Raw genomic sequence first — 13740 nt, forward strand, 5'->3', positions numbered from 1 at the left:
AGCGGGTAGTTGCGGTCGACACTATCGGGGTCTCCAGGACGATTTTTCTGGGGTGCAGACGTTCATGCGCGCGTCTGTCAGGCGGTTGAAAAAATCGTAGTGTACACCTGTACGTACATGCTGTACGTACAGGTGTTCGCCGTGCTGGAGTCCCGCATTCAGGGACGCAACGCCCTGTCAGAAGCGGTAGGCACCGCTCAGCATCACGGTGCGGCGGGCGCCGTAGAAGCAGTCGCCGCGGTCCAGGCAGACGACTTCATACGTGCGGTCCGCGATGTTGTTGACGTTCAGCGCATAGCGCCACGGGCCGTTCGAATAGCTGACCATCGCGTCGAACAGGGTCACCGACGGCGTCTCGGGGGCGCCGCCGTCCCGGAACTTGGACAGGTAGCGCACGCCGGCCCCGACCGCGAAGCCCGGCTGGTTCGCGATGGCGAAGCGATACTTGCTCCACAGCGACACCATGTGCTTGGGCATCGCCTCCAGCTGCGGATCGATGTCGGTGTAGATGTAGTTGGCGATCACGTCCACGTCCTTGGTGACGCGCCCGCGCATTTCCAGTTCGACGCCGCGCGTGCGCGTCTTGCCGGCCTGGATCTGGTTGTTGGGATTGTCCGGATCGTTGGTCTGGCGGTTGCTTTCACGCAGGTCGTAGGCGGCGGCCGTGAATTCCAGGTCGGCGTCGGCGGGCATGTACTTCAGGCCCACTTCCCATTGTTTGCCGCGCATGGGCTTCCAGCGTTGGTTGTAGAAGTCCGCGCCCGCGATCGGGGTGAAGGATTCGCTGTAGCTCACGTACGGCGACCAGCCGTTGTCGGCCGCGTACATCAGGCCGAAGCGCTTGGTGGTGGCCTGGTCGGTTTCCTTGTCCTGGCCGTCGGTCGTGCTTTCGACGCGGTCGCGCCGGATGCCGGCCAGCAGGATCCAGTTCTTGTCGAACGCGATCTGGTCTTGCGCGTAAAAGCCCAGTTGCTGCTGGCGCTGCTTGGGCGCGTCGGTCAACGTGTAGTCCGGCGCATTGCCGTAGATCGGGTGGTACAGGTTGAGCGGCGAGCCCAGGCCGCTGTCCGCGCTGCTGGTTTCGCGGTAGCGCGAGTAGTCCATGCCCACGATCACGGTGTGCTGCGTGCGGCCCCAGTTCAGCTTGCCTTCCAGGTTCTGGTCGGCCAGCAGCGTGCGCATGCGGGGCTTGTTGATGTAGTAATAGCGGTCGACGGTGGTCTGTTCGGGATCGATGAAGGAATCGCCGCGCCGGTCGCCATACACGTTCGGGTAGAGCGATTTGTAATCCACGCTGCTGACCGTGTTGCGAAAGCTCTGGCGGAATTTCCAGGTGTCGTTGAACTGGTGCTCGAACAGCCAGCCCACGTTGAATTGCTCGGTGTCGTAGGCATCGAAGCCCGGCTCGCTGGCGAAGCGGCGCGTCGGAATGCGGCCGTTCGGGTTGTGCGCGACAGTCCCGCTCCAAGGCAGGAACGATTGCGTCGTGCCCGACTTGTCCTTCTGCCAGGAGGCCTGCAGCGTGAGCGACGTGGCCGCGCTGGGCTGCCAGGTGAGCGACGGCGCGAGGAACAGGCGGTCGTCCGGCGCGTATTGCACCTGCGTGTCGCTGTCGCGTCCCAGCGCGACGACACGGTACAGCCACTGGCCGTCTTCGGTCAGCGGGCCGGTGATGTCGGCCTGGATTTCACGGCGATTGAAGTTGCCCAGCTGTACGCCTATCTCGCCCTGCTGTTCGGCCTGCGGGCGCTTGCTGACCAGGTTGACGATGCCGCCGGTGCTGCCTTGGCCGTACAGCATCGACGAGGGGCCGCGCAGCACCTCGACCCGTTCCAGGCCATAGACCTCGGTGCGCGGGTTGTTGTAATTGAAGAACTGGCGCAGGCCATCCAGGTACTGCACCGGCTCCACGCCGCGCACGCGCACATAGTCGCCGCGGTTGTCCACGCCGTAGGCGTTGGGGCGCACGCCGGCCGCATAGTTCATCGTGTCCTGCACGTTCTGGGCGCCCTGGTCGATGATCTGGTCGCGCGGGATCACCGTGATGGCCTGCGGCGTTTCCGACAGCGGCGTATCCGTCTTCGTGGCGGTCGCGCTGCGCCGGGCGACGTAGCCGTCCACCGGACCGGTGGCGGTTTCGCCAGTGCCCAGCACCTGCACGGCAGGCAGGGTGGCGGGCTGTTCGGGCTGGGCCTGCGCGGCGCCTGCGCTCAGGCAGGCGGCCAGCGCGGCGGCGGGAACACGGGGGCGCAGCCGCGCACGCAATGCGGCTGGGGTGTGGTGGCGTTTCAACAGGATCTCCCCACTGGCGGCGTTCGAGTGCGGCCAGTTACGTATAGAAATAGCAACGATAACTATTATTAATTGCGGCGATACATGGGGCCAATAGGGCGGGCGGGCCAAAAATGTAAAAGAAGGCCCGGCGGCTGCGCCCCGCCGGGCGAATCGGCCTGGAAAGTCCCGTGAATTCAGGCGCTTGAGACGCCTGGCGTTGCGAGAGGCCGGTTGCGCGGGCTGTTGGCCGGGCGCGACACTGCAGGACGCGCCGGGGCCGTGCAGGCCCCGCGCGCGGGGGTCAGGGCTGGCCGGGGGAGGGGCTGACGGGTTGGGGTTGGGCAGCGCCGGGCGCGTCGGGCCGAAGTTCGCGCCGCAGGATCTTGCCCACGTTGGTGCGCGGCAGGTCGTCGCGGAACTCGATGTAGCGCGGCACCTTGTAGCCGGTGAGCTGGCTGCGGCAATGCGCGATCAGCGTTTCGGCGTCCAGCGACGGGTCCTTGCGAATCACGAACAGCTTGACTGCCTCGCCGGAGCGTTCGTCCGGCACGCCCACCGCGGCGACTTCCCGCACGCCGGGATGCAGGGCCGCCACGTCTTCGACCTCGTTGGGATACACGTTGAATCCGGAGACCAGGATCATGTCTTTCTTGCGGTCCACCAGGTAAACATAGCCCGATTCGTCGACGTAGCCGACGTCGCCCGTGCGCAGAAAGCCGTCCGGGTACATGACCAGCGCGGTCTCGTCGGGCCGGTTCCAGTAGCCCTGCGTGACCTGCGGGCCGCGCACGCAGATCTCGCCGGTGTCGCCGGCGGCCACTTCACGGCCCGCGTCGTCGCGGATCGAGAGATCGGTCGAGGGCACGGGCAATCCGATCGAGCCATTGAATATCTTGGTGTCCAACGGGTTGATGGTGACGGCGGGCGACGTTTCCGTCAGGCCATACGCTTGCGCGATGGACACGCCGGTCGCCGCGCGCCAGCGGTCCGCGACCGACCGCTGCACCGCCATGCCGCCGCCCATGGTGAGCCGCAGGCGCGAAAAATCCAGGCTCGCGAACTCGGGGTGATTGAGCAGGGCGTTGAACAGCGTGTTCACGCCGGTAAAGGCCGAGAACGGCACCTTGCCCATTTCCTTGATCAAGCCCGCGATATCGCGGGGATTGACGATGAGGAGGTTGCTGGCGCCCAGCTTCATGAAGGTCAGGCAGTTCGCCGTGAGCGCGAAGATGTGATAGAGCGGCAGGGCCGTGACGATGCATTCCTCGCCGTCCTTGACCAGGGGCTTGACCCAGGCATGGGCCTGGCGCACGTTGGCGACGAGGTTGCCGTGCGACAGCATCGCGGCCTTGGCCACGCCGGTCGTGCCGCCCGTGTACTGCAGGAACGCCAGGTCGGCGGGGGCGAGGGCGGTGGGCGTGAATGGCATTGCGCGCGCGGCGCGCAAGGCGTCGCCCAGGCGCTGCGCACCGGGCAGGGACCACGCGGGCACCATGCGCTTGACGCGCCGGACGGCGAAGTCGACGAGCCGGCCCTTCACCGGGCCCAGCATCTCGCCGATGGAGGTGACCAGCACCCGTTCGACCCGCGTGCCGGGCAGGGCCTTTTGCAGGGTCGCCGCGAAGTTTTCCGCGACCACGATGGCGCGGGCGCCGGCGTCGGCCAACTGGTGTTCGAGTTCGCGCGTGGTATAGAGCGGGTTGCAGTTCACCACGATGCATCCGGCCCGCAGGGCGCCGAAGAGGCACACCGGATACTGCAGCAGATTGGGCATCATCAGGGCGACGCGGTCGCCGCGGCCCAGCCCGTTCGCGTGCAGCCATGCCGCGAAGCGGCGCGTCAGCGCGTCAAGCTCGGCGTAGGTGATCGACTTGCCCATGCTGATGTAGGCGGTCTTGTCCGGAAAGCGCCGGAAGCTTTCCTCGATGACCGTCACCAGCGTCGTCTCGCCGCCGGTCTCGATCTCGGCGGGCACGCCGCTGGGGTAGCTCTTGTGCCAGATTCGTTCCATGTCTTGCGGCTCCGTTGGGGCGCCTGGCCCTAGTTGCCCAGCAGGGCTTTCTTGAGGGATGCCTGCGCGGGGCTGTCGCCCAGCCAGACGCGCAGCAGGGCGCGGGCGAAGGCCGGATCGTCGATGCGGCCGCGCGGCTTGCCGTTGCTGGCGATCGCAACGCCGCGGGCATCGAAGTCCAGGTCGATGACGTCGCCTTCGCGCGCGGCGCCGATGTCGGCCATCAGGCGCGACAGGCGCTCGGCGGATTCCCTGAGCGCGGCAAGGTCCTGCGGGGCCGTATTGTCGCGCAATCCGTCCTGCAGCGCGCCGTCCAGGCTTTTGCTGTCCACGTCCCGCAGCATCCGCAGGCGCATGCGGCGCGGCTCGGTGCTGTCGATGAGCGTGGCGGCGTCATGGGTTTTCGCCGTGACGTACAGCGCGGCCACGTAGACCTTCACGACGAAACGGGTGCGCAGGCCCGCGCCGTTGAGCACCAGCGCAGGGCCGCCCTCGGCCAGTTGCTCGGGCACGCGCACGCCGGCGACCTCGGCGTCGGCCGCCACGGCGGGCGCGCCCGCCAGACTGGCAGCAAGAATCAGGCTCAGGGCGGCGGCGCGCCCTCCGGGGTTGAAACGCATTTGTCTCCTCCAGTGTTCTTCTGCTTGTAGAACTTCTTGTCTGCGATGTAGATCGTGCGTTCCACGACGGCGTAGACGACGTCGTCCTTGTCCTTCAGTTCGACCGTGTAGAGGCGGGTCGTTTCGTGATGCGCGGCGAGCAGGCGGCGGATTTCGGCGATTTCGCCCGGCGGCAGCCGGAAATCGGCGTACAGCGTGGTGTAGGCCGGCTTGCGAAAGCGGATGGACGCGGCCTTGTCCCACACGATGTGGTCGGGCCCCAGCGCCGACATCAGCATGGTGGGGTGGGCGCCGTCCGTCACGGCGAACAGCGAGCCGCCGTACATGGACCCCACGATGTTGCGGGTGCGGCGCAGCAGCGGCAGCTTGATGCGGATGTGCTGGAAGTCCGGCGACACGTGCATCACGCGGCCGCCGGTGGCGCGAAAGGCCGGATGCAGGTTGAAGCCCACCCGCATCAGGCGCGCGCGCCACTCGGGCGCCAGGTTCTTGAACCAGTAGGGCTTCACGCTGGCCGCCGCGCTACTACATGGCTTCGAACAGGCCGGCGGCGCCCATGCCGGTGCCGATGCACATCGTCACCAGCCCGTACTTGCCGCCGGTGCGCCGCAGCCCGTGCGTGATCGTGGCGGTGCGGATCGCGCCCGTGGCGCCCAGCGGGTGGCCCAGCGCGATGGCGCCGCCCAGCGGATTGACCTTGGCGGGGTCGAGCTTCAGTTCCCGGATCACGGCGAGCGACTGGGCCGCGAAGGCCTCGTTGAGTTCGATCCAGTCCAGCGCGTCCTGCTTGATGCCGGCGCGCTCCAGCACCTTGGGAATGGCGGCGACGGGGCCGATGCCCATGACCTCGGGCGGCACGCCCGCGACGGCAAACCCGGCGAAGCGGGCGAGCGGGCTGAGGTTGAACTCGCGCAGGATGCGTTCGGACACCAGGATCACGGCCGCCGCGCCGTCGGACATCTGCGAGCTGTTGCCCGCCGTGACGCTGCCACGCGTCGAGAACACGGGCTTCAGGCGGGCCAGCGCCTCTGCGCTGCTGTCGGGGCGCGGGCCTTCGTCCACCTCGACGAGGCGGCGCGCGACGCGCACCGCGCCGCTGGCGCCGTCCGGCAGGTGCGAGACCACCTCGAAAGGCGTGGTCTCGGCGCGGAAATGGCCGGCGGCGATGGCGGCGCAGGCCTTCTGGTGCGAGGCCAGCGCGAACGCATCCTGGTCCTCGCGCGATACCTTCCAGCGCTCGGCGACCTTTTCGCCCGTCAGGCCCATGCCGAAGGCCATGCCGATGTTTTCTTCGTGGGCAAAGATGGCCGGGTTCATGGACACCTTGTTGCCCATGATCTGCGGCATGGCGCTCATGGATTCGGTGCCCGCGCCGATCATGATGTCGGCCTCTCCCATGCGGATGCGGGCGGCGGCGTCGGCCACGGCCTGCAGGCCGGACGCGCAGAAGCGGTTGACGGTGACGCCCGCCACGCTCTGCGGCAGGCCCGCGAGCAGCAGGCCGATGCGGGCCACGTTCATGCCTTGCTCGGCCTCGGGCATGGCGCAGCCGGCGATCACGTCATCGATGCGCGCCGCATCCAGGCCGGGCACCTGCGCCAGCGCGCCGTTCAGCGCCGCGGCCAGCATGTCATCGGGACGGGTAGTGACGTAGGCGCCGTTGCGCTTGCCCACCGGCAGGCGCGTGGCGGCGACGATGTAGGCGTCTTGGATCTGCTTGCTCATATCCATTTCCTTTAGGCTAATTCCGCAGGGGTTTGCCGGTTTCGAGGGTGTGGCGGATGCGGGCCTGGGTCTCGGGCGTGCGCAGCAGCGCCACGAATTCCTTGCGTTCCACCGCAAGCAGCCATTCTTCGTCGACCTTCGTGCCGGTCTCGATCTCGCCGCCGCACAGCGCGACGGCCGCGCTGCGCGCCACGCGGTAGTCATGCGCGCTGATCATGCCGCCTTCGCGCATGTTCACCAGCACCATCTCGAAGTTCGCAATGCCGTTGCGGCCCGCCACCGGAATGCCCTGCAGCCGCGCCGGCGGGGTGTAGCCCGCCTGCGCCGCGGCGCGCGCCTGGCCGATGGCCACGAACAGCAGTTCGCCCGGATGGAACAGCACGATGTCGTGCTCGCGGGCAAAGCCGGCGTCGATGGCTTCCAGGCCGCTCTTGGCCACCTGCGCCATGGCGATGGTCTGGAAGACCGGCTGCAGGTACGGGAAGACCTCGCTCGGCGTGGCGGTCCTGGCCGCCAGGGCCGCGGCGCGCGCGGCGAATTCCTTGCTGCCGCCGCCCGCGGGAATCAGCCCCACCCCCGCCTCGACCAGCCCGATGTAGCTTTCCAGCGCCAGCACGCGGTGCGAGGCGTGCATCAGGAATTCGCACCCGCCGCCCAGCGCCATGCCCTGCACGGCGGCCACGGTGGGGATCTGCGCGTACTTGAACGATTGCGAGGCGCGCTGGAATTTCTCGACCGTCGCTTCCAGCATGTCCCATTGGCCGGCGGCGCAGGCTTCGACCACCTGTTGCAGGTTGGCGCCGACGGCAAAGGGCGCGTCGTGCCAGATGACCAGGCCGTCGAATTCGCGTTCAGCCTTGGCGACCGCCTGCAGCACGCCTTCCAGCACCTCGGCGCCAAGGGTGTGGTTGCGCGAGGTGACGGACAGGATGGCGATGCCGGCATCGACCTGCGGCAGGTTCCACAGGCGCACGCCTTCGTTCTCCCAGACCGTGACGCCGCGGTCGTCGGCGGCTTCGCCGAAGACGCGTTCCGGGAACAACTGGCGCGCGTACACCGGCAGCGTGGAGCGCGGGTGCAGGGCGCCGGTGCGCGCCGAATACGAGCCCTCGGGCGCATGCACGCCCTGGCGGCCCGGTTCCAGCACCCAGGCGGGCAGGGGCGCGTTGCTCATGGCGCGGCCCGCGGCGATGTCCTCGGCCACGGCGGCCGCGATGGCCTGCCAACCGGCGGCCTGCCAGGTTTCGAAGGGGCCTTGCGACCAGCCGAAGCCCCAGCGCATGGCCAGGTCCAGGTCGCGCGCATTGTCGGCCACGTGTTCGAGTTGCACGGCGCTGTAATGGAAGATGTCGCGGAACAGGCTCCACAGGAATTGCGCCTGCGGATGCGCGCTGGCGCGCAGCGCGGCAAAGCGCTTGGCCGGGTCGCGTTCCTTGAGCATCGCGGCGACCTCGTCGGCCAGCTTGCCCGTGCCAGGCGCGTAATTCTGCGTCTTCAGGTCCAGCACCTGGATCTCGCGGCCCTGCTTGCGGTAGACGCCGGCGCCGGTCTTCTGGCCGAGCGCGCCCTTGGCGATCAGCGCGCTCAGCCACTCGGGCAGCGCGAAATACGTGTGCCAGGGATCGTCGGGCAGATTCTTTTCCATCGTGCCCACGACATGGGCCAGCGTGTCCAGCCCGACCACGTCGGCGGTGCGGTACGTGGCGCTCTTGGGGCGGCCGATCTTGGGACCGGTCAGCGCGTCGACTTCGTCGAAGGCCAGGCCCAGGCGCGCGGTGTGGTGCATGGCGGCCAGGATGGAGAACACGCCGATGCGGTTGGCGACGAAGTTCGGCGTGTCCAGCGCGCGGATGACGCCCTTGCCCAGCGCCGACGTGAGCCAGGTTTCAAGCTGGTCCAGCACGGCCGGCTGCGTGTGCGAGGTGGCGATGATTTCCACCAGGCGCATGTAGCGCGGCGGATTGAAGAAGTGGATGCCGCAGAAGCGGTCGCGCAGCGATTCGGGCAGCGCGTTGGCCAGCGCATCGATGGACAGGCCGGACGTGTTGGACGCCACGATGGCCCCGGGCGCGACGTGGCCCGCGATGCGCTCGTACAGCGCCGTCTTCCAGTCCATGCGTTCGGCGATGGCTTCGATGATGAGGTCGCAGCCGCGCAGGCGATCCAGGTCGTCATCGTAGTTGGCCGGGGTGATCAGGGCCAGGCGCGCCGCGCCGGCCAGCGGCGCGGGTTCCAGTTTCTTCAGGCCGGCCAGCGCTTTCTTGACGGTGCCGTTGCGGTCGCCTTCGCGGGCGGCCAGGTCGAACAGCGTGACCGGCACGCCGGCATTGGCCAGGTGGGCGGCGATCTGCGCGCCCATGACGCCGGCACCCAGCACGGCGACGTGTTTGACGACGAACTTGCTCAAGGAAGTCTCCTGAAAAAGCGGGCGGGCGGCGCGCGGCCGCCCGCCCGTTCACGGCTAGAAGCGGGACGAGAGCTGCAGCCCGAAGATGTGGGCGTTGCTGTCGTACGTGCCCGCGACGAGGCCCTTGGTGGCCTGGCTGCCGGACGTGGTGTCGATGTCCGTCTTGCGCAGGTACAGGTAGGTATAGCCGACGTCGATGGTGGTGTCTTTCGTGGCGGCCCATTGCACGCCGGTCGAGAACCAGTAGCGGTCGTTGTCGGGCAGGGAGGTCGGGCGGTCGGCGGCGTCGTGCACCGGCGACTGGTCGAACGCCAGGCCGAACTTCCACTTCCAGGCCGGGGCGAACTTGTAATTCGCGCCCACCGCGACGCGCCACGTATCGCGGAAGTTGAGCGGCAGCACGTCATCGCGCGCGCCCGTCCCCGAGTTTTTGATCTTGAGCTCGGGGATGCTGCTCCAGCCGGTCCACGACACGTCGCCCAACAGCTCCCATTTTTCATTGAGCTGGTGCGTGGCGCTCAGGATCAGCGTGTCGGGCAGGTCGACGTTGGCCTTGGCGTCGAACGACACCGACCGGCCGCCCGGGGCGATGTTGTCGATGTCGGTGTCGCCCGTGGCCGAGTGCTTGATCTTCGAGCGGTAGGACAGGCCGATGCGCGTGTCTTCCGTGGGTTGCAGCATGAAGCCGACGTTCCAGCCCCAGGCATCGCCCTTCAGGTTCAGGTCCGCGTCGCCGGTCGTGGCCAGCGGCAGGCCGGCGATGGGCACCACGGTTTTCTTCTTGTAGTTGGCGTCGATATGCTGCCAGTTCACGCCGAAACCCATCGAGAATTTCTCGTTGACCTTGTAGGCGATGGACGGGTTGACGTTGATGGTTTTGATGTCGAACTTGTTGGAGTGGTATTGGCCCACCCAGCCGTCGTCGTACTCGGTCATCAGGCCGAACGGCGCGCCGATGCCCAGGCCGACGTACCACTGCTCGTTCAGTTGCCAGGAGCCGTAGATGTTGGGCACGACGCCCAGGTTGCCCGCGTCCCCGCCGTTGCCGCCGGTGGGCACCGACCCGTTCAGGCCCGATCCGGGAATGCCGGGAACGCTGGGATTGCGGCTGTTGCCGTTGTCGGAGAACTTGAACGATGGCCTGACCAGGCTCACCCCGCCGGAGAAATTGAGGCCCGGCAGATAGGTCAGGCCTGCCGGGTTGTAATACATGATGCTGGCATTCTCCGGGTTTGCCGCCGAGCCCGCATACGCGTTGCCCAGACCGCTGGCGTTCTGCTCCAAGAGCTGAAAGCCGGCGCCGTAGGACGTTGCGGACGCGCCCAGGCCGACCAATACGGCCGACAGAGTGCTCAGGGACAATGGACGTCTGCGCATGGTACTGCCTCCTCGAGTTGGATGTGTGTCTCTCTCTTCCACTGCCGAGTTGCCCCGGTCTAATCGGCGCTAGCCGCTGTGCTGCGGTGCTGCATGGTGCTGCTTTCCTGGTAATGCAAAGGGCCGCCTGTAAAAGGCGCGAAGCCCGTACCGAAAATCACGCCCGCGTCGGCCAGGTCGGCGTCGGCCACGATGCCGCCGGCAACGCGTTGCCGCGTGGCGTCGATGAGCGGCTGGATCAGGCGCTGCGCCAGGCCGGCCGGCGCGGCGGCGGCGTCCGTGCCGCGCTGCTTGACCGGCTTGCCGTCGCGCCAGGTGTAAAAGCCCTTTCCGCTCTTCTTGCCCAGTTCCTTGCGCGCCAGCCGGTCGGCCAGGCAGCGCGGCGGCTCGGCGCCGCCTGCAAGTTCCGCGCCCGCGGCGCGCGCGATGTCCAGCCCCACCGTGTCCGCCAGTTCCAGCGGCCCCATCGGCATGCCGAAGGCCACCATGGCGGCGTCCACGGTTTCCGGCGCGACGCCGTCGTCCACGCTGCGCATGGCGGCCAGCATGTAGGGCGCGAGCACGGCATTGACCAGAAAGCCCGGCGCGCTCTTGACCGGCAGCGCCAGCTTGTCGATCTGGCCGACGAAGGCGCAGGCGCGCGCCTGCTCGGCGGGATCGTCCCCGTCCGCGTGCACGACCTCGACCAGCGGCATCTTGGCGACGGGATTGAAGAAATGGATGCCCACCAGGCGCTGCGGCCGGGCCAGGCCCGCGCGCAGCGTTTCCAGCGACAGGCTGGACGTGTTGGTGGCCAGCAGCGCGCCGGGCTTCATGCGGGGTTCGAGCGACTGGTACAGGGCGCGCTTGGCCTCGGGCTGTTCGCTGATGGCCTCGATGACGACGTCCGCCAGCGGCACGCCGTGCCCGTCCGGGTCCGGCACGAGGCGGTCGAACGCGGCGCGCGCCAGCCGCGGATCTTTCAGGCGGCGGGCGTAGAGCTCGCCGGCGCGCTTGATGGCGGGCGCGATGCGCGCCATGTCCTGGTCCTGCAGCGTGACCGTCATGCCCTTGTACGCGCACCAGGCGGCGATGTCGCCGCCCATCACGCCGGCGCCCACCACGTGCACGTGGCGCGCGGGCGCGACGCCGGGCTGCTTGCCGTTGGCCTTCAGGCGCTCCTGCAGGCGGAACACCCGCAGCAGATTGCGCGCCGTGCCGGACGAAATGATGCGGTCGATGAGGTCCGGCGCCTTGAGCGCATTGCCGCCGTGCTTTTCCCAGATGTCGACGATGGCGGGGGCGGCGGGGTAATGGCCCAGCGGATCCTTGGCGGTGATCTGCTTGCGCGCGCGCTTGGCCACGATGGCCTTGAGCGGCCAGCGGTTCAGCAAACCGCCCAGGCCGCGCGCGCGGCGGGCAGGTTTGCGCGACAGCACCGTCTGGCGCGCTGCGGCGAGCAAGAGGCGCGGCGGCACGCGCGCGTCGGCCAGGCCCAGCGCGGCCGCGCGGCGGGCATCGGCGCCGCGGCCGGTCAGCATCATGTCCAGCGCGGCGGGCGCGCCGATCACCTGCGGCAGGCGCAGCATGCCGCCCCAGCCGGGGAAAATGCCCAGCATGACTTCGGGCAGCGCCAGCGACGTGCCAGGCTGGTCCGCGACCAGCCGGTAGCGGCAGGCCAGCGCAAGTTCCAGGCCGCCGCCCAGGCAATGGCCCTGGATCAGCGCGAGGGTGGGGTAGCGCACGCCGGCCAGGCGGTTCATGAGGTTCCAGCCGCGCGCCACCAGGCCGCGCGCCTGCTCGGGCGTGTCCAGGCTGGCGAATTCGTTGACGTCGGCGCCCACGATGAAGCCGGTGGCCTTGCCGGACTGGATGATGAGCCCCTTGGGCGGATCGGCGTCCAACGCGTCCAGCACGACGGTGAGCTCGGCCAGGGTGTCGGCCGACAGCGCATTGACCGCGCTGCCGGCGCGGTCGAATGTCAGCCACGCCACGCCGTCGGGGTCGCGGTCCAGGCGCCAGTGGGATAGCGTTTGCATCGTCGTCATGGGCGGTCCTCGTCCAGGGTTTCGACCAGCATCGCGCCGCCTTGGCCGCCGCCGATGCAGATGGCCGCCATGCCGCGCCTGGCGCCGCGGCGCCGGAGCGCATGCAGCAGATGCAGCACGATGCGCGCGCCGGAGGCGCCCACCGGATGCCCGATGGCGATGGCGCCGCCGTCCACGTTCAGCCGCGCCGCGTCCAGATCGCCCCATGCTGGCGTGCCGAAGTTTTCCTGGCAATAGGCCTCGTCCCGCCACGCGGCCAGGCAGCCTAGCACCTGCGCCGCGAAGGCTTCGTTGATTTCCCACAAGTCCAGGTCATTCAGGCCCAGGCCGTGGCGCTGCAGGATCGGGGTGGCGGCGTGCACGGGACCCAGGCCCATGATCGCAGGATCCAGGCCGGCCCACTGCGTATCCACGATGCGGCCGAGCGGATGCAGGTTCCACTGCTGCACGGCCTCTTCGGACGCCAGCACCAGCATGGCCGCGCCGTCCGTGACCTGCGAACTGTTGCCCGCGGTGATGTTGCCCCAGGGCTTGTCGAACACGGGCTTGAGCTTGGCGAGCCTGTCGGGCGTGGAGTCTTCACGCACGCCGTCGTCCTCGGCATGCAGCTTGCCCTGCGTGTCGATCAGCGGCGTGATCTCAGGCATGCCGGCCGCGCGGGCAGCCAGCGCGCGCTGATGGCTGCGCGCCGCGTAGGCGTCCATCGCGGCGCGGTCGATGCCGAACAGCGTGGCGACGTTTTCGGCCGTCTGGCCCATCGACAGGCCCACGACCGGGTCCGTCAGGCCCTTGAGCAGACCGATGACGGGCGCCAGATGCTTTGGCCGGAAGCCGCCCAGCGCCTTGAGCCTGGCGCCCACGCCGCGCGCGGCATACCAGCGCGACAGCCAGCGCACCATGTCGTCGGAAAAGAGGACGGGCGCGCGCGACAGCGCATCGGTGCCGCCGGCCAGCACCAGGTGCGAGCGGCCCGATTGGATGTTGGCGATGCCGGAATCCAGCGCCTGCATGCCGGACGCGCAGTTGCGCATGACGGTCCAGCCGGGCACCTTGTCGCCGCACCCCAGTCGCAGCGAGATCACGCGGCCGATGTTCACTTCCTCGGGCGAAGGCGCGGCGCAGCCCACGATGACCTCATCCAGGTCGGTGGGCGCATAGGGTTGGCGCAGCAGCAGGGCGCGGCCGGCCTGCACCGCCAGGTCCCCGGCGGAGAAGGGCCCGGGGCCCGTGCGCGCCTTCAGGAAGGGCGTGCGCGATCCGTCGATGACGTAAACCGGTTTGAATGCCATCCGTTCCCCC

At 68.6% G+C, this 13740-nt stretch carries 9 protein-coding genes; all 9 read right to left on the reverse strand.

The window, feature by feature from the left end:
• Positions 1–177: 177 nt before the first annotated feature.
• The 9 genes from BXA00_RS19495 to BXA00_RS19535 all read right to left on the reverse strand — a co-directional run bounded on the left by BXA00_RS19495 (position 178) and on the right by BXA00_RS19535 (position 13730).
• Positions 178–2265 carry a TonB-dependent siderophore receptor gene (locus BXA00_RS19495; RefSeq protein WP_156902936.1) on the reverse strand — a complete coding sequence of 696 codons (2088 nt, stop codon included), beginning with the start codon at positions 2263–2265 and terminating at the stop codon, positions 178–180.
• Between the two features lie 310 nt (positions 2266–2575).
• Positions 2576–4285, reverse strand: coding sequence for an AMP-binding protein (locus tag BXA00_RS19500; protein ID WP_076520086.1), 1710 nt, complete (start codon positions 4283–4285; stop codon positions 2576–2578).
• A 29-nt stretch (positions 4286–4314) separates the two neighbouring features.
• Positions 4315–4905 carry a chalcone isomerase family protein gene (locus BXA00_RS19505; RefSeq protein ID WP_076520087.1) on the reverse strand — a complete coding sequence of 197 codons (591 nt, stop codon included), beginning with the start codon at positions 4903–4905 and terminating at the stop codon, positions 4315–4317.
• Complete coding sequence (locus BXA00_RS19510) at positions 4869–5414, reverse strand: DUF4442 domain-containing protein (protein ID WP_076520088.1); 546 nt, start codon at positions 5412–5414, stop codon at positions 4869–4871. The genes BXA00_RS19505 and BXA00_RS19510 overlap by 37 nt, the downstream gene beginning before the upstream one ends.
• Positions 5415–5430: 16 nt before the next feature.
• Positions 5431–6630 carry an acetyl-CoA C-acyltransferase gene (locus BXA00_RS19515; RefSeq protein WP_076520089.1) on the reverse strand — a complete coding sequence of 400 codons (1200 nt, stop codon included), beginning with the start codon at positions 6628–6630 and terminating at the stop codon, positions 5431–5433.
• A 16-nt stretch (positions 6631–6646) separates the two neighbouring features.
• Complete coding sequence (locus BXA00_RS19520) at positions 6647–9037, reverse strand: 3-hydroxyacyl-CoA dehydrogenase/enoyl-CoA hydratase family protein (protein ID WP_076520090.1); 2391 nt, start codon at positions 9035–9037, stop codon at positions 6647–6649.
• Between the two features lie 54 nt (positions 9038–9091).
• Positions 9092–10414 carry an OmpP1/FadL family transporter gene (locus BXA00_RS19525; RefSeq protein WP_076520091.1) on the reverse strand — a complete coding sequence of 441 codons (1323 nt, stop codon included), beginning with the start codon at positions 10412–10414 and terminating at the stop codon, positions 9092–9094.
• A gap of 59 nt (positions 10415–10473) precedes the next feature.
• Complete coding sequence (locus BXA00_RS19530; RefSeq protein WP_076520092.1) at positions 10474–12441, reverse strand: 3-hydroxyacyl-CoA dehydrogenase NAD-binding domain-containing protein; 1968 nt, start codon at positions 12439–12441, stop codon at positions 10474–10476.
• Positions 12438–13730: an acetyl-CoA C-acetyltransferase gene (locus tag BXA00_RS19535; protein ID WP_076520093.1), complete on the reverse strand. Its 1293-nt coding sequence runs from the start codon at positions 13728–13730 to the stop codon at positions 12438–12440. The genes BXA00_RS19530 and BXA00_RS19535 overlap by 4 nt, the downstream gene beginning before the upstream one ends.
• Between the last annotated feature and the right edge of the window lie 10 nt (positions 13731–13740).

Origin of the sequence: Achromobacter sp. MFA1 R4 (assembly GCF_900156745.1) — a bacterium.
Taxonomy (GTDB): Bacteria; Pseudomonadota; Gammaproteobacteria; order Burkholderiales; family Burkholderiaceae_B; genus Achromobacter.

Bases quoted from the DNA above. Each gene is read 5' to 3' on its own strand.
- BXA00_RS19500 (WP_076520086.1), bottom strand. From the start codon at position 4,285: ATGGAACGAATCTGGCACAAGAGCTACCCCAGCGGCGTGCCCGCCGAG.
- BXA00_RS19535 (WP_076520093.1), bottom strand. From the start codon at position 13,730: ATGGCATTCAAACCGGTTTACGTCATCGACGGATCGCGCACGCCCTTC.
- BXA00_RS19530 (WP_076520092.1), bottom strand. From the start codon at position 12,441: ATGACGACGATGCAAACGCTATCCCACTGGCGCCTGGACCGCGACCCC.
- BXA00_RS19515 (WP_076520089.1), bottom strand. From the start codon at position 6,630: ATGAGCAAGCAGATCCAAGACGCCTACATCGTCGCCGCCACGCGCCTG.
- BXA00_RS19525 (WP_076520091.1), bottom strand. From the start codon at position 10,414: ATGCGCAGACGTCCATTGTCCCTGAGCACTCTGTCGGCCGTATTGGTC.
- BXA00_RS19505 (WP_076520087.1), bottom strand. From the start codon at position 4,905: ATGCGTTTCAACCCCGGAGGGCGCGCCGCCGCCCTGAGCCTGATTCTT.